The 17,163-nt window shown below is 72.5% G+C and carries 16 protein-coding genes and 1 riboswitch; of the genes, 6 read left to right on the top strand and 10 right to left on the bottom strand.

Annotated elements, in window-relative coordinates; translation table 11 throughout:
* Nucleotides 1-55 precede the first annotated feature (55 nt).
* The gene (locus COO58_RS08520) at nucleotides 56-2,011 is read right to left on the bottom strand and encodes an ABC transporter ATP-binding protein (protein WP_098744484.1); all 1,956 of its coding nucleotides are present in this window, start codon (nucleotides 2,009-2,011) and stop codon (nucleotides 56-58) included.
* 237 nt (nucleotides 2,012-2,248) lie between these two features.
* On the opposite strand from COO58_RS08520, the gene pgi reads away from it, so the two are divergent.
* Nucleotides 2,249-3,883 carry a glucose-6-phosphate isomerase gene (pgi, locus tag COO58_RS08515; RefSeq protein ID WP_098746198.1) on the top strand — a complete coding sequence of 545 codons (1,635 nt, stop codon included), beginning with the start codon at nucleotides 2,249-2,251 and terminating at the stop codon, nucleotides 3,881-3,883.
* A gap of 421 nt (nucleotides 3,884-4,304) precedes the next feature.
* Nucleotides 4,305-5,729 carry a vanadium-dependent haloperoxidase gene (locus tag COO58_RS08510; protein ID WP_098744483.1) on the top strand — a complete coding sequence of 475 codons (1,425 nt, stop codon included), beginning with the start codon at nucleotides 4,305-4,307 and terminating at the stop codon, nucleotides 5,727-5,729.
* A gap of 103 nt (nucleotides 5,730-5,832) precedes the next feature.
* Here COO58_RS08510 and COO58_RS08505 read toward each other — a convergent pair whose 3' ends face one another.
* From COO58_RS08505 to COO58_RS08490, 4 genes are read right to left on the bottom strand one after another with little or no spacing between them, the layout of a single operon-like run.
* Nucleotides 5,833-6,243, bottom strand: a complete 411-nt coding sequence (locus tag COO58_RS08505; RefSeq protein ID WP_091577498.1) for a hypothetical protein — start codon at nucleotides 6,241-6,243, stop codon at nucleotides 5,833-5,835.
* 38 nt (nucleotides 6,244-6,281) lie between these two features.
* A complete protein-coding gene (locus COO58_RS08500) occupies nucleotides 6,282-6,824 on the bottom strand; it encodes a GNAT family N-acetyltransferase (protein ID WP_098744481.1) in 543 nt (180 codons plus the stop codon).
* Nucleotides 6,825-6,874: 50 nt separating this feature from the next.
* Nucleotides 6,875-8,596 (bottom strand): acyl-CoA dehydrogenase family protein, encoded by a 1,722-nt coding sequence (locus COO58_RS08495; RefSeq protein ID WP_098744480.1) that lies wholly within the window; start codon nucleotides 8,594-8,596, stop codon nucleotides 6,875-6,877.
* Nucleotides 8,593-9,177: a PadR family transcriptional regulator gene (locus COO58_RS08490; RefSeq protein WP_255292559.1), complete on the bottom strand. Its 585-nt coding sequence runs from the start codon at nucleotides 9,175-9,177 to the stop codon at nucleotides 8,593-8,595. The genes COO58_RS08495 and COO58_RS08490 overlap by 4 nt, the downstream gene beginning before the upstream one ends.
* A gap of 116 nt (nucleotides 9,178-9,293) precedes the next feature.
* Nucleotides 9,294-9,404, top strand: a riboswitch (SAM riboswitch).
* Between the two features lie 36 nt (nucleotides 9,405-9,440).
* On the opposite strand from COO58_RS08490, the gene COO58_RS30655 reads away from it, so the two are divergent.
* From COO58_RS30655 to COO58_RS08475, 4 genes are all read left to right on the top strand, one after another.
* Complete coding sequence (locus tag COO58_RS30655) at nucleotides 9,441-9,566, top strand: hypothetical protein (protein WP_255292558.1); 126 nt, start codon at nucleotides 9,441-9,443, stop codon at nucleotides 9,564-9,566.
* Between the two features lie 105 nt (nucleotides 9,567-9,671).
* The gene (locus COO58_RS08485) at nucleotides 9,672-10,529 is read left to right on the top strand and encodes an ABC transporter substrate-binding protein (RefSeq protein WP_098744478.1); all 858 of its coding nucleotides are present in this window, start codon (nucleotides 9,672-9,674) and stop codon (nucleotides 10,527-10,529) included.
* 38 nt (nucleotides 10,530-10,567) lie between these two features.
* Nucleotides 10,568-11,344, top strand: coding sequence for an amino acid ABC transporter permease (locus COO58_RS08480; RefSeq protein WP_098744476.1), 777 nt, complete (start codon nucleotides 10,568-10,570; stop codon nucleotides 11,342-11,344).
* Complete coding sequence (locus COO58_RS08475; protein WP_098744475.1) at nucleotides 11,341-12,084, top strand: amino acid ABC transporter ATP-binding protein; 744 nt, start codon at nucleotides 11,341-11,343, stop codon at nucleotides 12,082-12,084. The genes COO58_RS08480 and COO58_RS08475 overlap by 4 nt, the downstream gene beginning before the upstream one ends.
* A 9-nt stretch (nucleotides 12,085-12,093) precedes the next feature.
* On the opposite strand, the gene COO58_RS08470 is transcribed toward COO58_RS08475, so the two are convergent.
* The 5 genes from COO58_RS08470 to ribA all read right to left on the bottom strand — a co-directional run bounded on the left by COO58_RS08470 (nucleotide 12,094) and on the right by ribA (nucleotide 17,103).
* Nucleotides 12,094-13,014: a carbohydrate ABC transporter permease gene (locus tag COO58_RS08470; protein WP_098744473.1), complete on the bottom strand. Its 921-nt coding sequence runs from the start codon at nucleotides 13,012-13,014 to the stop codon at nucleotides 12,094-12,096.
* Entirely contained in the window at nucleotides 13,011-14,015 is a 1,005-nt protein-coding gene (locus tag COO58_RS08465; protein ID WP_098744472.1) for a sugar ABC transporter permease, read from the bottom strand. Before COO58_RS08465 ends, COO58_RS08470 begins: the two co-directional genes overlap by 4 nt.
* Nucleotides 14,012-15,685, bottom strand: coding sequence for an extracellular solute-binding protein (locus tag COO58_RS08460; RefSeq protein ID WP_098744470.1), 1,674 nt, complete (start codon nucleotides 15,683-15,685; stop codon nucleotides 14,012-14,014). The genes COO58_RS08465 and COO58_RS08460 overlap by 4 nt, the downstream gene beginning before the upstream one ends.
* A gap of 102 nt (nucleotides 15,686-15,787) precedes the next feature.
* Nucleotides 15,788-16,477, bottom strand: a complete 690-nt coding sequence (locus COO58_RS08455; protein ID WP_091574037.1) for a dihydrofolate reductase family protein — start codon at nucleotides 16,475-16,477, stop codon at nucleotides 15,788-15,790.
* Nucleotides 16,474-17,103 (bottom strand): GTP cyclohydrolase II, encoded by a 630-nt coding sequence (ribA, locus tag COO58_RS08450; RefSeq protein WP_098744469.1) that lies wholly within the window; start codon nucleotides 17,101-17,103, stop codon nucleotides 16,474-16,476. The genes COO58_RS08455 and ribA overlap by 4 nt, the downstream gene beginning before the upstream one ends.
* Between the last annotated feature and the right edge of the window lie 60 nt (nucleotides 17,104-17,163).

Below are 17,163 nucleotides of genomic sequence, written 5' to 3'. Positions count from 1 at the left end.
CGCTGACCGGGCGGCGGCCGGTCCGGTCACCGTAGGAGTTCGAGTGCGCTGGAGGTCAACGGTCGGCGGCGGCCTCCCCGGCGCCGGCCAGGTAGCCGGCCGCCTGGAGTTCGAACAGCTCCCGGTAGGGCCCGGCCTGCGCCATCAACGCGTCGTGGTCGCCGTGCTGCACGAGCCGGCCGTGGTCCAGGACGAAGATCTGGTCGGCGTGCCGGACGTTGGCCAACCGGTGGGTGATCAGGACGACGGCCCGGTCCGGACGCCGCCGCAGGTGTTGGAAGAGCGCGTGCTCGGCCCGCGCGTCCAGCGCGGCGGAGGGTTCGTCGCAGATCAGCAGTCGGGCGTCGCGGTAGAGGCCCCGGGCGGCCACCAGTCGCTGCCACTGGCCGCCGGACAGGTCCTGCCCGTCCTTGAACTGTCGGTCCAGCAGCGTGTCGTACCCGAAGGGCAGTTCGCTGATCATGTCGTGCGCGGCGGCCTCCCGGGCGGCGGACTCGACGCTCGGGCCGGGGCCGTCGGCCCGGTCGTGCCGGCCGACCCGGATGTTCTGCCGGGCGGTGAACGGGAACTTCCACCAGTCCTGGCTCATCACCGCCACCTGGGCGGCGACCTCGCGCGGGTCCAGCTCGGCGGCGTCCACCCCGTCCCAGCGGATCGCGCCGCCGGTGGGTCGGTAGAGCCCGGCGATCAGCTTCGCCAGCGTGGTCTTGCCGGACCCGTTCTCCCCCACCAACGCGACCACCTCGCCGCGCCGGATGGTGAGGCTGACCTCGTCGACGGCGGCGCCGTCGGTGTCCGGGTAGCGCAGGCAGACCCGGTCGAGGTCGATGCGCTCGAACCCGTCGACCGGCTGCTGCCCCCCGGTCGGTATCCGCCGCCCGGCCCGGTCGAGGAAGTCCCGGTAGTCCTGGTAGTAGAGGGCGTCCTCGTAGAGCGAGTTGGTGGCGAAGACGGCGGTGCGCAGGCTGCTGCGGGCGGACTGGAGGGCGAGCAGCGCGGTGGCCGCCGCGGCCAGCGCCACCACGCCGGTGAGCAGCAGCCCGCCGAGCACCGCGTAGACGGCGAACGCGGCGACGCCGGTCACCGACAGGCCCATCGCGCGGGTGACGGTCTGCGATCGGGCCAGCCGCAGCTGGGCCTGGGTCTCCACGGTCATCATCCGGTGGTATTCGGCGAGCAGGAAGTCGCGCATCTGGTAGGCCCGGATCTCGGCGGCAGTGTGCCGGTCGGCCATCAGCCGGGCCAGCATGAACATCCGGCGACGCCGGGTGATCCAGGCCAGGATCGCGAGGTACTGCCGGCGGGCCAGCTTGACCGCGGTGACCGCCTCGGGCACCGCGGCGAGCAGCAGGCAGGGCAACAGCACCGGCTGGATGACGGTGACCGCGGCGGCGGTGGCCAGCACGCCCACCACCCCGGTCACCAGGTTGACCGTGTGGTCCACGATCGACGCCGCCTCGGCCATGCCCCGGTCGCGGGCGCGGTCCATCTCCTCGGCGAAGCCCGCGTCGTCGAAGGCGGCCAGCTCGACGGCGGTGGTCGCCTCGAAGAGCCGCAGCTCCACCTGGTAGTTGATCTGCGGGATGAGCCGGGCCTGGGCCCAGCCCGCGGCCACGGTCAACGCGCCCCGGCCGGTCACGGCGGCGGCCGCGAGCAGGAGCGCCGGCAGGGCCGCGCGGATCCGGTCGGGCGTGGGGCCGGCGGCGAAGAGCTGCCGCAGCACGCCGGTGGTGGCGAGCAGGCCGCACGTGGTGAGCACGCCGGCGGCGATGTTGAGCCCGATCGAGGCGGCGGTGTCGCGGCGGCTGGTCGCCCAGGCGAGGCCGACGGCCTCGCGGACGAGCGCGGGCAGCCGGCGGGCCACCGCCCAGAAGCTGGTGTGCGCGAACTCGGTGGCCCGGTTCATCCAGTGCCCGTCGGCCAGCTCCGGCAGCGGAGACTCCCCGGCCGCCGCGCCCTCCGCCGGCGCGTCCCCGTCGGACGGGGGCCGGGGGCCGATCACCGTTGCCATACACGCCTCCTCCGCACGGCCAGCCAGAGGGAGCTTACGGTGAGCTACCGCTCGATGTCTCCCCGTGTTCGGCGTGTCGAACAGGTGTCGCAACGGTGTGTCCCACCCCGCCCGGCGTGAGCCCACAGGGTGGGCGATGTCGCGTCGCGTCGCGCGTACCGGCCCCGGGTGGCAGGCTGGTGGGGTCGCGGGCGCGGGCCCGCCGACCGCCCCGTCGCGAAGGAGAAGATCGACCCGATGGCTGTGGACGTCACCACCACGGACGAATGGCAGGCGCTGCGCAAGCACGCCGAGGCGATGCGCGGCACGCACCTGCGCGACCTCTTCGCCGCCGACGGGCAGCGGGGCGAACGGCTCACCGGTGAGGTCGCCGACCTGCACGTGGACTACAGCAAGAACCTGGTCACCGACGAGACGGTCGCGTTGCTCGGCGCGCTCGCCGAGCGGGTCGGCCTGGCCGACAAGATCGCGGCCATGTTCGCCGGGCGGCACATCAACGTCACCGAGGACCGGGCCGTGCTGCACACCGCGCTGCGCCTGCCCCGCGACACCTCGCTCACCGTGGACGGCCAGGACGTCGTCGCCGACGTGCACGCCGTGCTGGACCGGATGTCCGCCTTCGCGCAGCGGGTGCGCTCCGGCTCGTGGCGCGGCCACACCGGCGAGCGGATCAACACCGTGGTGAACATCGGCATCGGTGGGTCTGACCTGGGCCCGGTGATGGCGTACGAGGCGCTCAAGGCGTACCGGGACGCGGGGATCAGCTGCCGGTTCGTGTCCAACATCGACCCGACCGACATCCACGACAAGACCGCCGACCTGGACCCCGCGACCACCCTGTTCGTGGTGGTGTCGAAGACGTTCTCCACCCAGGAGACGCTGGCCAACGCCGACCAGGCGCGCCGCTGGCTGCTCGCCGGGCTGGACGCCGACGACGACGCGGTGGCCCGGCACTTCGTCGCGGTGAGCACCAACGAGCAGCGGGTCCGCGACTTCGGCATCGACCCGGAGAACATGTTCGGCTTCTGGGACTGGGTGGGCGGGCGCTACTCGCTGCCCTCGGCGGTCGGCCTGTCGGTGATGCTGGCGATCGGGCCGGACCGGTTCCGGGAGATGCTGGCCGGCTACCACGCGGTCGACGAGCACTTCCGGTCCGCCCCGGTCGAGCGCAACGTGCCGGCGCTGCTCGGGCTGCTCAACGTCTGGTACACCGACTTCCTCGGCGCGGAGACCCACGCCGTGCTGCCGTACGCGCAGTACCTGCACCGGTTCCCGGCGTACCTGCAGCAGCTCACCATGGAGAGCAACGGCAAGTCGGTACGCGTCGACGGCTCCCCGGTCACCTACCCGACCGGGGAGATCTTCTGGGGTGAGCCCGGGACCAACGGGCAGCACGCGTTCTACCAGCTCATCCACCAGGGCACCCGGTTGATCCCGGCGGACTTCATCGCGTTCAGCCGGCCCAACCACGACCTGGGCGACATGCACGACCTGTTCATGTCGAACTTCTTCGCCCAGACCGCCGCGCTGGCCTTCGGGCGAACCCGCGAGCAGGTGGAGGCGGAGGGCACCGCGCCCGAGGTGGTGCCGCACCGGGTGATGGCGGGCAACCACCCGACCACCTCGATCCTGGCGCCGAAGCTCACCCCGGCGACGCTGGGCCAGCTGATCGCGCTCTACGAGCACATCGTCTTCACCGAGGCCGCGGTCTGGGACATCAACGCCTTCGACCAGTGGGGCGTGGAGTTGGGCAAGGTCATGGCCAACCAGCTCGCGCCGAAGCTGACCGGCCCCGACCCGGACCTGGCCGACGTGGACACCTCCACCGCCGAACTGATCCGCCGCTACCGCGCCGAACGCGGCCGGAACTGACCCGACCGACGGCGCCCGGGCGGACTTCCGCCCGGGCGCCGTCGTGACCTGCGGATACGCACGACCCCGTGATGGTTGCAAGGACATCGTCGGGTGCCCATTCCCCGACAGTGGACACAATTCCGCCGCGCCCGCCTTGACCCGCCCGGCGGGGCGCCGCAACCATGGACCAGCCGACATCGATTCGCATTCCGACGTCGGCGCGGCGGGCCGCCCCTCCGGTGGTCGCCGTTGACCACGGGGACCCAACGGGGAATGGTTTCCGCACGTCGTGCGCCCGATGATGGCGCGCGCCGGCGGATCCGACGGCCGATCCGGACGGCATTCCAGGCGCTGATCGCGCCCATTTCCCGAATTGCGATCCGTTGTGGAGACGGCATGTCCCGCCGCCATTCACCAACGGATCACATCGGGGGAAGTCGTGGATCAGATCCTGTACTGGAACGAGGTCGCCCTGGAGGCGAACCGGGTCACCCACACCACGGGTGACGCCGGCGAGGCGCGGTCCCAGGGGCCGGTGGGCAGCGCCCGCGCGCTGGCCGTCGCGCACCTGGCCATGCACGACGCGCTCGTCGGGCTCACCGGCGCGTACGAGCCGTGGTTGGGTGACCGGCTGCCGCAGCCGCCGGCCGGGGCCGACCCGGACGCCGCCGTCGCCGCCGCGGCCCGGACCGCGCTGGCCGCCCTCCACCCGACGCAGCGCGGGTTCCTGGAGGCACGTCACCTCGCCGCCGGGCTGGTCGCCGGCAAGCACGACGCGGCCGGGCACGACTACGGCCGGCGGGTCGCCGAGGAGGTGCTGCGCCGGCGCGCCGCCGACCCGGGACTCGACGACGACGGGTACGTGCCGTCGCTCGCCCGGCAGCGCCACCGCGTCGACCCGGACAACCCGGGCCAGGGCTTCCACGCCCCCTTCTACGGCGCCCGGTCCCGCTGCTTCGCGGTCACCACCCGCCACGAGCTCGACGAGCCGCCGCGGCCGGGCGACCGGGCGTACGAGCGGTCGCTGCGCCAGGTGCGCGGCAAGGGCATCGCCCCGCACCTGGCCGGCACGCTGCCGGAGCGGCTGCCGCGGCGCACGGCCGCCGAGACCGCCGTCGGGCTGTTCTGGGCGTACGACGGCGCGCGCGGGATCGGCACCCCGCCCCGGCTCTACAACCAGATCGTCCGGGCCGTGGCCCGGGCGCGGGGCAACGACGTGACCGCCAACGCGAGGCTCTTCGCGCTGGTCAACGTGGCCATGGCCGACGCCGGCATCCTCTGCTGGACGGAGAAGTATCGCCACGACCTGTGGCGCCCGGTGGTCGGCATCCGGGAGCACGACGGCGCGCTGGGCCCGACCGGCGTCGGCGACGCGGCGCTCGACGGGGCCGCCGACATCGGCTGGCTGCCGCTCGGCGCGCCGCACACCAACAGCGTCGGGCAGAAGAACCGCACGCCGAACTTCCCGGCGTACCCCTCCGGTCACGCCAGCTTCGGGGCCGCCGCGTTGCAGTCGGTCCGGCGCTTCTACGGCCAGGGCGACCACGGCCCGGACGACCTGGCCGACGGGCTGGAGTTCGTCTCCGACGAGCTGAACGGGGTCAGCGTGGACAACACCGGCACGGTCCGGCCGCGCTGGGCGCGCCGGTTCCCCGACGGCCTGTGGCAGATGATCGAGGAGAACGGCCTGAGCCGGGTCTACCTGGGTGTGCACTGGTCGTTCGACGCGTTCGCGCTGGACGACGACGGGCGGGTCGACCTCGGCCGCAACGTCGGCGGGGTGCGCCTCGGCCTGGAGGTCGCCGACGACATCGCCGCGCACGGGCTGCGCGCCGACGCCGCCGCCGGGCCGGTCGAGTCCTGAGCCGGAGCGACCCGAACCCGGGCGTCGCCGCTCGCGCGGGCCGCCGCTCGGACGGTCGTCGTGCCGCGCGCCACGGGGGTGTGCGCGGCACGACGACGCCGGGTCAGGGGCGCAGGAGGTCGGCGTGGGCGGCGCGGAGCCGGGCCAGCGCCGGATCGCCGGCCGGCGCCCGCCGCTCCAGCTCGGCCCAGGCCTCGGCGAGCGCGTCGGTCAGCGCGCGCAGCTCGGCGGCGTGCCGTCGGCCGGACTGCCGGTGCAGCTCCTCCAGGCGGCGGGCCCATCCGGCGCTGACGGCGGTGACCCGGTCGGCGTCGGCGCGGGCCTGGGCCGCGGTGCGGGCCGCCGGCGCGGGCACGATCGCGGCGATCGGACGCGGGTCGCCGTCGCGGGTGACCACGGTGACGGTGTCGGTCAGCTCGGCGAGCGAGACGAGTTGGGTGAGCCGGGTGCGGACCTCGCGCAGCGGCAGGGCGCGCGGCTGGGGAGACCGGTCGGCCAGTGCGGGGACAGCCATGGACACATGTTGACGTCCGGGTACGACAAGAAACCGTCTCAGGTCGTCCACTCGGGTGCCAGCACGGACCAGACCTCCATGTCGGCCCGCCCCTCCGGCACCGGCGCGGCGCCCCGCAGCACCCCGTCGCGGCGCATGCCGAGCCGGCGGGCCACGGCGATGCTGCGCTCGTTGCCGACCCGGGTCACCCACTCGACCCGGTGGATGCCGCGCTCCCGGACCGCCCAGTCGATGACGACCCGGGCGGCCCGGGTGACCAGGCCCTGCCCCTCGGCGGCCGGCTCCAGCCAGCAGCCGGCCTCGCACACCCCGCGCGCGGTGCTCAGCGACACCAGCAGCACTCCCCCGACGAGGGTGCCGCGCAGCCAGATGCCCCAGATGCCGCCGTCGTCACGGGCCCAGCGGTCGGCGTACGCCTGGAGGACCGTGCGGGCCGACGCGGCGTCGGTGGCGACGAAGGACGCGCCGACCCAGGGCGCGATATGCTCGCGGCAGCGGTCGAGGTTGGCGAGGAACTCGTCGGCGTGCCAGGGCTGCAACGGGCGCAGCTCGGCGTCGTCGGTCAGGGCGAGCGCGAACATCCGTGCAACCTACCGGCCGGACCCGCCGGCGCGCGCCCGGATTCCGCCGGTCACTGTCGCATCTCGTACGCGCCGGCCAGGTCGACCACCCGCTGCCACACCCGGGCCGTGCGGTCGGCGTCGACCACCGGCCGGCGGACGTGGGCGAGCGCCCAGGCGGCCTGCTCGTCGGTGGTGGCCGCCTTGCCGTGCAGCTCGGTGGCGTACCCGGAGAAGTCCCGGACCAGCAGGTCGAAGATCTCGTCGCGCAGGGCCGCGTCGAGGCCGGTCAGCTCGGCCTGTTCCAGGATCAGCTGGCCGTAGACGACGAGCGCGAAGAGCTGGCCGATGGTGAGCAGGAAGTCCAGGTCACGCTGCTGCGTCTCGTCCGGCGCGTGGGCGGCGAGCAGCGCGACCAGCCCGTCGGCCTGCTCCCGGAAGCGGGCCACGTTGGGCAGGTGGGCGTGCGCGTCGTACGCGGCCCGCCAGTCGTGGAACCGGATCGCGCCGAGCCCCCGGGCCGGGCCCTGGCGGAACAGGAACTCGTCGTCGGCCGCGTCGCGCCGGGTCGGCACCGCCGGGTGCGGCTGCGGCCGGAACAGGTAGTTCGGCATGAACTTGAGGATCAGGGCCAGGTTGACGTGCACCGTGCCCTCCAGCTTCGGCAGGCCGCGGATGTCCTTGGCGGCCTTGTCGAAGTAGGTGTCGGCCTCGAAGCCCTTCGCGGCGATCACGTCCCAGAGCAGGTCGATCACCTTCTCGCCCTCGGTGGTGACCTTCATCTTGGTCATCGGGTTGAACAGCAGGTAGCGACGGTCGTCCGGGCCGGCCGAGCGGAAGTAGTCCACCGCCCGGTCGCTGAACAGCTTCATCGCCACCAGGCGGGCGTACGCGTCGGTCAGCTCGCGGCGCACGTGCGGGAAGTCGGTGACCCGCCGGCCGTAGAGCACGCGGCCGTGGGCGTGGGTGACCGCCTCGTACATGGCGTGCTCGCAGATGCCGATGGACGCGGTGCAGAGGTTGAACTTGCCGATGTTCACCGTGTTCAGCGCGGCGTCGAACGCGGCCGGGCCGGTGTGCAGCACGTCCCGCTCCCGCACCGGGTAGTCCTCCAGCCGGAACTCGGAGACGTACATCTGGGCGTTGACCACGTTGCGGACCAGCCGGTACGCCGGGTGCCGGCTGTCGGCGGCGAAGAACACGTACCCCTCCGGGCCCTCGACGTCGGCGCGCCGGCCGAAGACCGAGACCAGGCCGGCGACGTTGCCGTTGCCGATGTAGTACTTGCCGCCGGTGGCCCGGAAACCGCCCTCGCCGTCGGGGGTGAGCAGCATGTCGGTGGCGTAGATGTCGGCGCCGTGCGACCGCTCGGAGAGCGCGAAGGCCATCACGTGGCCCTGGTCGAGCAGCTCGGCGGCGTGGGCCCGGGTGGCGGCGTTGCCGCTCTGCCACACCGGCCCGAGGCCGAGCACGGTGACCTGCCAGGTGTACCAGTAGCCGAGGCCGTAGAAGCCGAGGATTTCGCTGAGCGCCGCGTTGCGGGCGGTGTCCCAGCGCTTGTCCTTGTCGTCGCCGCCGTCGGCGGACGGGGTGAGGAAGGTGGCGAAGAGGCCTTCCCGGGCGGCGAAGGCGAGGAAGTCGGCGTACCACTCGTGCGTGTTGTAGCTGTCGACCAGGGCGCGCTTGCCCCGGGTCTCGAACCAGTCGACGGTGGCGCGCAGCAGCCGGCGCGAGGTCTCGTCGAGGTCGGCGGGGTCGTAGTGGTGCGGGTGGAACAGCAGCGGGTCGCTCACGCGGGTGGCCTTTCCGGGTCGGGGTCGAGGGCGCGGAGGGTGGCCAGGACGTCGTCCAGCCAGGCCAGCACCATCCGCTCGTACGCGATGCCGCCGCGCAGCACGACGTGCTGCAGCGCCGCCCGGGCGTCGGGTGCGACGGCGTCCGGGAAGTCGCGGCGTTCGCCGGCCACATAGCCGGCGAGGACGGTCTCGTGGTCGGCGCGGTAACGCTCGACCTCGGCGACCAGGGTGGCGCGCCCGGCGGCGTCGTCGAACGCGGCGCCGCGGATCTTGACGGCCAGCTCGTGCCGGACCGCCTCCGGTCGCACCGGGGCGTGCAACCAGCCGAGCAGCGCGGCCCGGCCGGTCGGGGTGACCGACCAGACCTTCTTGTCCGGCAGGCCCTCCTGACCGACCTCCTCGCCGGTGATCCGGTCGTCCTCGGCCATCTGCTTGAGCACGCGGTAGATCTGCTGGTGGGTGGCGGTCCAGAAGCGGCCGATCGAGCGGTCGAAGCGCCGGGCCAGCTCGTAGCCGGAGGCCGGCCGCTCCAGCAGCGAGACGAGGATGGCGTGCTCCAGCGACATGCCGGCCATCATGCTATGCACTTTGTTGCATAGCAAGTCCCTCAGGTCCGGTCGGGTGAGGCGCGGTTCGTGAGGGTGGTCATAACGGCTGGACGGCCGGCACGGACCTGCTGCTAGCCTTCCGGGCAGGTCATGAGCGCCAGCGTCAAGCCCCGGCTCGCTGGCCGGCAACCCTCCTCCACGGTGGGGTGCTCCGGGTGAGGACCAGGCGCCGGCAGCCGTCGGCGCAAGCGTGGCCTGGCACCCAGGTCAGCACCGACCGACCAGGGAGACCGATGTTGGCACCACCCTCCACCCGCACCGGCGACACCGCCGCGCACCCGGCCGGCGTCGCGCTGGTCAAGCGTCGCCACGTCGACCTGATGCGGGTGTGCAGCGACGCCTGTCGCGACGCGCGCTGAGCGAGCGCTTCCCCCTTCCCCGATCCACCCTTCCCGGCCCCGCCGTGCCCGGCGGCGCCGGCACCGGCACGCGCCCCGCGTGTCCGTCCACTCTGGAGAGACATCGTGCGTATCCGTACCGTCCTGACCCGCGCCGCCGCCGTCGGCGCCGCCGCCGTGCTCGCCGCGACCGCGCTGACCGCGTGCGGCGGGAACGACTCCACCGACGGGGCCGCCAACCCGTACGGCCTGCTCCAGCCCGGGGTGATCCGGGCCGGCACGCTCACCGACGCGCCGCCGAACGTCTACCTGAAGGACGGGAAGTTCACCGGCTTCGACAACGACCTGCTCACCGCCGTCGCCGGCAAGGTCGGCCTCAAGGTCGAGTTCGTCGGCACCGACTTCTCCGCCCTGCTGTCCCAGGTCAACAACCGCAAGTTCGACGTCGGCAGCTCCTCGATCACCGTCACCGAGGCGCGGAAGAAGACCGTCGACTTCGGCAACGGCTACGACTTCGGCTACTTCGGCCTGGACGTGCCGGCCGGCTCCCCGATCACCGGGTTCGACCAGCTCGCCGGCAAGCGGGTCGTGGTCGTCCAGGGCACCGTGCAGGACGACTTCGCCACCCGGGAGAAGCTGGACCCGGTGCGGGTGCCCGACTACAACGGTGCGGTCAACCAGCTCAAGGCCGGCACCGCCGACGCCTGGATCGCGCCCGCCGAGATCGGTGACAAGTCCGCCGCGGACAGCAACGGCAAGATCACGGTCGCGGCGAAGCAGCTCAGCCCGGCCCCGACCGCGTACGCCGTGGCCAAGGGCAACGACAAGCTGCGCGAGGCGCTGGACAAGGGGCTCGACGAGGTGATCGCCGACGGCACCTGGAGCCGCCTGCAGGCGCAGTACTACCCGGGCCGGCCGATCCCGGCCGACTTCACGCCCGGCAGCGGCTCGGTCCCGGTGCCGTCGCCGTCGGCCGCCTCCTGAGCGGACGACCGGATTCGAGCGGAGCGGACGGAGGAACGATGGATCCACTGAGCACCCTCTGGGAGACCTTCTTCGACGGTGACTCGATGCGCGAGGCGCTGCCCGAGATGCTGACCGTCGGGCTGCCCAACACGCTGATCCTGGCGGTCTCCGCCGCCCTGCTCGGTTCGGTGCTGGGCATGCTGCTGGCCGTCGCGGGCATCTCGCGTACCCGGTGGTTGCGGTGGCCGGCCCGGGTCTACACCGACGTGTTCCGCGGCCTGCCGGCCGCGGCGACCATCCTGCTCATCGGCGTCGGCCTGGCGCCGCTGGGCATGGAGGTGTGGGGACCGAACCCCTACCCGCTGGGCGTGCTGGCGCTGTCCCTGATCGCCGCCGCCTACCTGGGCGAGATCTTCCGAGCCGGCATCCTGAGCGTGGAGGCGGCCCAGTTGGAGGGCGCGCGGGCGCTCGGCTTCTCCTGGGCCCAGTCGATGCGGCTGGTGATCATCCCGCAGGGTGTCCGCCGGGTGCTGCCCGCCTGGGTCAACCAGCTGATCGCGTTGATCAAGGACTCCAGCCTGGTCTACTTCCTCGGCCTGCTGGCCAGCCAGCGCGAGCTGTTCCGGATCGGCCAGGACTACGCGGCGAACACCGGCAACCAGTCCGCGTTGCTGCTCGCCGGCCTGTTCTACCTGGTCCTGACCGTGCCGCTGACGCACGCGGTCAACTGGCTGGACCGGCGGCTGCGGCAGGGCCGCCCGGCCGCGCCGCCCGAGCCCGAGCCCGACCTGACGCCGGCCGGCGTCAGCCCGACCGGAGGGAACCCTCGATGACCACCGGCACCGTCACCTCGGTCAGCCTCACCGTGCGCGACGTGCACCTGGCCTTCGGCGCGCACCGGGTGTTGCGCGGCGCGGACCTGGACGTGGCCCGCGGCGGCACGGCCTGCGTGATCGGACCGTCCGGCTCCGGCAAGTCCACGCTGCTGCGCACGATCAACCGGCTGATCGAGCCGGACCGGGGCGACGTCCTGCTGGACGGACGCAGCGTGCTGGGCGACGACCCGGACGCGTTGCGGCAGCGGATCGGCATGGTGTTCCAGCAGTTCAACCTCTTCCCGCACCTGAGCGTGCTGCGCAACGTCACGCTCGCGCTGCGCAAGCTCAAGAAGCTCGACGAGGACGAGGCGGTGGCGCTCGCCCGCGCCCAGCTCGACCTGGTCGGGCTGGCCGCGAAGGCCGACTCCCGGCCGGCGCAGCTCTCCGGCGGCCAGCAGCAGCGCGTGGCCATCGCCCGGGCGCTCGCGCTGCGCCCGCAGGTGATGCTCTTCGACGAGGCCACCTCGGCGCTGGACCCGGAGCTGGTCAAGGGCGTGCTCGCGGTGATGGCGGACCTCGCCGCCGCCGGCATGACGATGGTGGTGGTCACGCACGAGATGGGCTTCGCCCGCACCGTGGCCGACACGGTCGCGTTCATGGACGCCGGCGTGGTGCTGGAGGCCGGGCCGCCGGCCGCCCTGTTCGAGGCGCCCGAGCACCCGCGGCTGCGGCGGTTCCTGTCCCAGGTGCTGTGAGCGCAGGCGTCAGCCCTTGACCGCGCCGATCAGCACGCCCTTGACGAAGTGCCGCTGGACGAACGGGTAGACCGCGACGATCGGCGCGACGGTCAGCACCACCACCGCCATCTTGATCGCCTCGGTCGGTGGCATGGTCACCCCGGTGGTGCCGCCCGAGGTGTGCGGCGCCTGCCCGGCCAGCAGGTAGCTCTGCAACACCCGCTGGATCGGGTACATGTCGTTGCGGTCGATGAACAGCAACGCGTCGAACCACACGTTCCAGTAGCTGACCGCGTAGAAGAGGCCGACCACGGCGATCACCGCGCGGGACAGCGGCAGCACGATCCGCCCGAGGGTACGGAAGTCGCTCGCGCCGTCGATGCGGGCGCTGTCCAGCAGCTCCTGCGGGATGCCCTGGAAGAACCCGCGCACCACGACGAGGTTGAACACGCTGATCGCCGGCGGCAGGACGAGCGCCCAGACGGTGTCCTTCAGGCCCAGCCCGGTGACCACCAGGTAGCGCGGCACCAGCGGCGGGTAGACCAGGAACGGGATCAGGAAGTACGCGAGCAGCCAGCGGTGACCCAGCGAGCCCGGCCGGGACAGCCCGTACGCGGCCAGCACGGTGACGGTCAGCGCGATCACCGTGCCGAGCACGGTGACCAGCGTGCTGATCCACAGCGCCCGGGTGACCGCCCCGCCGGCCAGGATGGTCCGGTACGCCGAGGTGTCGATGCCCTTCGGCACGACCACCAGGCCACCGGCGGCGGCGATCGTCTCGCGGGAGGAGAGGCTGGTCACCAGGATCACCCAGAGCGGAAAGAGCACCCCGGCCACCAGCAGGGTGAGCAGGACGGCCTTGAGCGCCTGGCCGACCGGGTTCGGTCGTTCCTCCCACACCGGCCGGCGGGGGCGCGTGCCGGTCGACCGGCGGCTGGTCGCGGTCATGACTTCGCGTAGATCCCTCGTTCGCCGAGCAGGTGCGCCACCCGGTTCGCGGCGAGGATCAGCACGAGGCCGACGACGGCCTTGAACAGCCCGGCCGCCGCGCCGTAGCCGTAGTTTCCGGTGGCGATGGAGAAGTGGTAGACGAAGGTGTCGAGCACCTCGGCGGCCTGCCGGCCGACCGCGTCGCGTTGCAGCAGGAACTGCTCGAAGCCGACCGAGAGCGCGTCGCCGAGACGCAGGATGAGCAGCAGCACGATCACCGGGCGCAGGCCGGGCAGCGTGATGTGCCACAGCCGTCGCCACCGCCCGGCGCCGTCCGCGGCGGCCGCCTCGTAGAGGCTCTGGTCGATCGTGGACAGCGCGGCCAGGAAGACGATGGTGCCCCAGCCCACGTCCTTCCACACCGCCTCGGCGGTGACCAGGACGATGAACGTGTCCGGATCGGTCATCACGTTCCACGGCTGCATGCCGGCGTCGCGCATGGTCTGCGCCAGCAGTCCCGCGCCGCCGAACATGGCCACGAAGAAGGTGACCACCAGCACCCAGCTGAAGAAGTGCGGCAGGTAGACGATCGTCTGGACGAGGCCGCGCAGCCGGCTGGAGAGCAGGTTGTGCAGCATGACCGCCAACACGATCGGCAGCGGGAAGAAGAACACCAACTGGAACGCCGTGATGGCGAGGGTGTTGCGGAACGCGTCCCAGAACGCCGGGTCGTCGAAGAGGAGCTGAAACTGGCCGAAGCCGATCCAGTTGCTGTGCGTGAACGCCTGCCACGGGTTGTCGCCCAGGTAGGGGTTGTAGTCCTGGAACGCGATGACGTTGCCGGCGATCGGCAGGTAGCTGAAGACCAGCAGGATGCCGAGACCGGGCGCCACCATGGCCAGCAGCTGCCAGTCGCGGCGCAGCCGGGTGCCCAGCGGCACGCGGCGACGGCGCGGCGCGCGGGCCGGGGCGTCGGGGCGGGCCGGCTCGGGCCCGACCACGACGGCCGGCTCGCTCACTTGGCCGTCTTCGGCAGCGAGTCGGCGAGCAGCTTGCGGGCTTCCTCCCCGCCGCCCGCCTTCCACTCGGCGACGATGGCGTCCACGTCGCTCATCGGACGCCGGCCGCGCAGGAGGTCGGTGAACTTGTCCTCCGTCGGCACCTGGTTGGCCTTGTAGGCGGCCGGCATCTCCAGCTTCACCCCGTCCCAGGGGTCCTTCTCCAGGAACCTGACCATCTGGTTGGAGTAGTTCAGCACGTCCGGGACGTAGCGGGGGGTGTCCGGGAACGGCCCGATGGTGGGGTTGCGACCACTGATGAAGAAGTACTGGTTGGCGATCTCCTTGAACGCCAGGTCGGTCTTCACCGGCCCGTTCGGCGACCTGGTGTGGTGCCGGCCCTCGACGCCGAAGTCGCGGAGCTGAGCCTCCTGGCTGCCCAGCGGCGCGGAGCACCAGTTGATGATCCGCAGCAGCTCCTGGACCCGGTCCCTGCCGAGGCCCTTCCTGACGAAGGTGTAGGAGATCGGCTTGTCCGCCCGCCAGACCAGCGGGTCGCCGCCGGTGGCGGAGAAGACCGGCACCGCCTGGATGTTCAACGTGGGGTTGGTCTTCTGGTGCTCGGCCTGGGCGCCCTGCCACATGCCCATGCCGTCCTGCTTGAACACGATGGCGCCGTTCTTGGCGAACAGTTGCTTGGCGTCCGCGCCCCGACTGGCCACGACGTCCGGGTGGACCAGGCCGTCCTGGTAGATCCTGGCCATCACCTCGAGAGCCTGGCGGAACTCCGGCGTCTCGTACTTGAACTCCGGCGTCCCGTCGGAGCGCAGCCGCCATCCCTGCTTGGAGGCGGGGACCCGGTGGAACATCTGGATCATGGCGAAGACGTCGTCGAACGCCCACACCTTGCGGGCCGGGTCGGTGACCTGCTTGGCGACGGTGAGCAGGTCGTCGAGGTTCGACGGCACGGCCAGGCCGCGCGCGTCGAGCAGGTCCTTGCGGGTGAACAGCACCCACGGGAACGGCGAGTCGGTGGGGTTGGGCACGGACACCAGCCGCTCGTTCCAGACCGCCTCGCGCCAGGCGCCGGTCGGAAAGCTGGCCAGCATCGGGTACGCGTCGACGGCGTCGCCCCTGAGGTGGTCGGTGAGGTCCTCGAAGAGCACCTTGATCGCCTCGGCGAAGCGCGGGATCTTCTCCACCTCCCACCCCGGTACGCAGAGCAGCTCCGGCACGTCCCGCGCGCTGAGCATGGCGTTGAGCTTGTCGGCGTAGGTGACGCCGTCCTGGATGGTGAAGGTGACCGGCGTGCCCAGTTCGGCGTTGACGGCCTGGAGGTAGGCGCTCTGGGCGATGCCGGGCGGCGCCGCCCCCCAGGCGGGCGTCATCGCGGTGACCTGCTTGCCGCTGGTGCCCGGCTTGCCGCTGACGGCGTCGACCAGGGTGGCCGGATAGCTGGTGTATCCGTCGGCCACCGGCCGGGTCCCGACGATGTCGGGCTTGACGCCGCCGGTCAGGTCCTTGTGCGTCGGCAACACGCCGGAGACGGCGTCGAGCTGTTGGGCGCCGCCGGAGCCGGCCGGTTTCTCGGAGCAGCCGGCGAGCAGCGGGCCGGCGGTGGTCGCGGCCACGCCGAGGCCCACCAGGCCGAGGAAGCGGCGACGGGAGGAGCCCGGGTCGGGGTGGGTCATCGGTCCCCCTTCGGAAAGGGTCCACGGGACATTAGTTCGTATGGATTGTCAACAAACTAATATCGACCGTGGTCTCGCACAAGGGCGGACCTTGACGGCGGGTCAGGCCAGGCAGCGATCGGAGAGCGCGTAGCGGGTGAGCACCACGTCGCCGATCTGGCGGACCTCGACGACCCGGGCGCGGCGGCCCGGGTGCCACGGGAACCGGCCGTCCCCGACGAAGCGGGGCGCCCGCCGGTCCCCCACGAAGAACGGCGCGACCACCAGGTGCAGCTCGTCGGCCAGCCCGGCGGTGAGGAACTGGCAGTGCACCGAGCCGCCGCCCTCGACCATCAGCCGGCTCACCCCACGCCCGGCCAGGTCGGCGACGACCGCCTCCGGGGTGACCGGCTCCCCGGCGTCGACCACCGTGGCCACCGCGCCGACCTGCTCCCGGGCCTTGTCCACCACGCCGCTCGGGCAGTAGACGAGCTTCGTGCCGTCGCCCGCGGTGAAGAACCGGGCCGCCGGATCGAGGTCGCCGCTGCCGGTCACCGTGACCTTCACCGGCGACGGGGCCAGCCCCCGCGCCACCCGATCGGCGCGCCGGCGCTCGCTGCGCACCAGCAGCCGCGGGTCGTCCCGGCGGACCGTCGCCGCGCCCACCATGATCGCGTCGCATCCGGCCCGGGTCGCGTCCACCCGGTCCAGGTCGTCGTCGTTGGAGAGCAGCAGCCGCTCGGTCGTCGCGTCGTCGATGTAGCCGTCGATCGACATGGCGCAGCTGAGCAGCACGTACGGGCGGCTGGTCACGGCACGAACGGCAGGTCGAGGGCGTGGTCGGCGCGAGTGACCTTGGCCGCCAGGTAGTCGGCGTTCGCCGGGGACAGGTGCACGCCGGTGGACACCCGGTCGGCCACCGTGACGCCGAGCCGCTCCAACTGGGCCGCCTTGTCCGGATTGTTGCTGAGCAGGGCCACCCGGTCCACCCCCAACGCGGCGAGCATCTGCGCGGCCACGGTGTAGTCCCGCTCGTCGGCGCCCCGCCCGAGCGCCAGGTTCGCCTCGTACGTGTCGAGGCCGTCGTCCTGCAGCGCGTAGGCGTCGAGCTTGGCGTACAGGCCGATGCCCCGGCCCTCCTGCCGCAGGTAGAGCAGGTAGCCGCCAGCGTCGGCGATCCGCTCCACCGCCTCCCGCAACTGCGGGCCGCAGTCGCAGCGCTGGCTGCCGAACACGTCCCCGGTGAGGCACTCGCTGTGCGGACGGACCAACGGCGGGTCGGCGGCCTCGTGGTCGCCGAGCCCGAACGCCAGGTGCTCGCGGCCGTCCACCAGGCCGTGGAAGGTGTGCACCGTGGCGGTGGTCACGTATCCGTCGGGGAACCTGAGCGGGACCGTGACCCGGGTCCGGACCGTCGCGTTGGGCAGGGTTTCGTCCATGGTTCTCCTCCGTCCGGTCGCCGGGCGGACCCGACGACGCACAGCTCGCACCCTCACCGT

The organism is Micromonospora sp. WMMA1996, from assembly GCF_002573675.1.
In the GTDB taxonomy this organism is placed as follows: domain Bacteria; phylum Actinomycetota; class Actinomycetes; order Mycobacteriales; family Micromonosporaceae; genus Micromonospora; species Micromonospora sediminicola.
Note: the sequence above shows the minus strand (reverse complement) of the source record. Positions and strands in the feature narration are given on the sequence as shown.

Excerpts from the sequence above, each read along its gene's own strand:
- COO58_RS08520 (WP_098744484.1), bottom strand. The coding sequence starts at position 2,011 with ATGGCAACGGTGATCGGCCCCCGGCCCCCGTCCGACGGGGACGCGCCG.
- pgi (WP_098746198.1), top strand. The coding sequence starts at position 2,249 with ATGGCTGTGGACGTCACCACCACGGACGAATGGCAGGCGCTGCGCAAG.
- COO58_RS08505 (WP_091577498.1), bottom strand. The coding sequence starts at position 6,243 with ATGGCTGTCCCCGCACTGGCCGACCGGTCTCCCCAGCCGCGCGCCCTG.
- COO58_RS08500 (WP_098744481.1), bottom strand. The coding sequence starts at position 6,824 with ATGTTCGCGCTCGCCCTGACCGACGACGCCGAGCTGCGCCCGTTGCAG.
- COO58_RS08490 (WP_255292559.1), bottom strand. The coding sequence starts at position 9,177 with ATGATGGCCGGCATGTCGCTGGAGCACGCCATCCTCGTCTCGCTGCTG.
- COO58_RS30655 (WP_255292558.1), top strand. The coding sequence starts at position 9,441 with ATGTTGGCACCACCCTCCACCCGCACCGGCGACACCGCCGCGCACCCG.
- COO58_RS08480 (WP_098744476.1), top strand. The coding sequence starts at position 10,568 with ATGGATCCACTGAGCACCCTCTGGGAGACCTTCTTCGACGGTGACTCG.
- COO58_RS08475 (WP_098744475.1), top strand. The coding sequence starts at position 11,341 with ATGACCACCGGCACCGTCACCTCGGTCAGCCTCACCGTGCGCGACGTG.
- COO58_RS08470 (WP_098744473.1), bottom strand. The coding sequence starts at position 13,014 with ATGACCGCGACCAGCCGCCGGTCGACCGGCACGCGCCCCCGCCGGCCG.
- COO58_RS08460 (WP_098744470.1), bottom strand. The coding sequence starts at position 15,685 with ATGACCCACCCCGACCCGGGCTCCTCCCGTCGCCGCTTCCTCGGCCTG.
- ribA (WP_098744469.1), bottom strand. The coding sequence starts at position 17,103 with ATGGACGAAACCCTGCCCAACGCGACGGTCCGGACCCGGGTCACGGTC.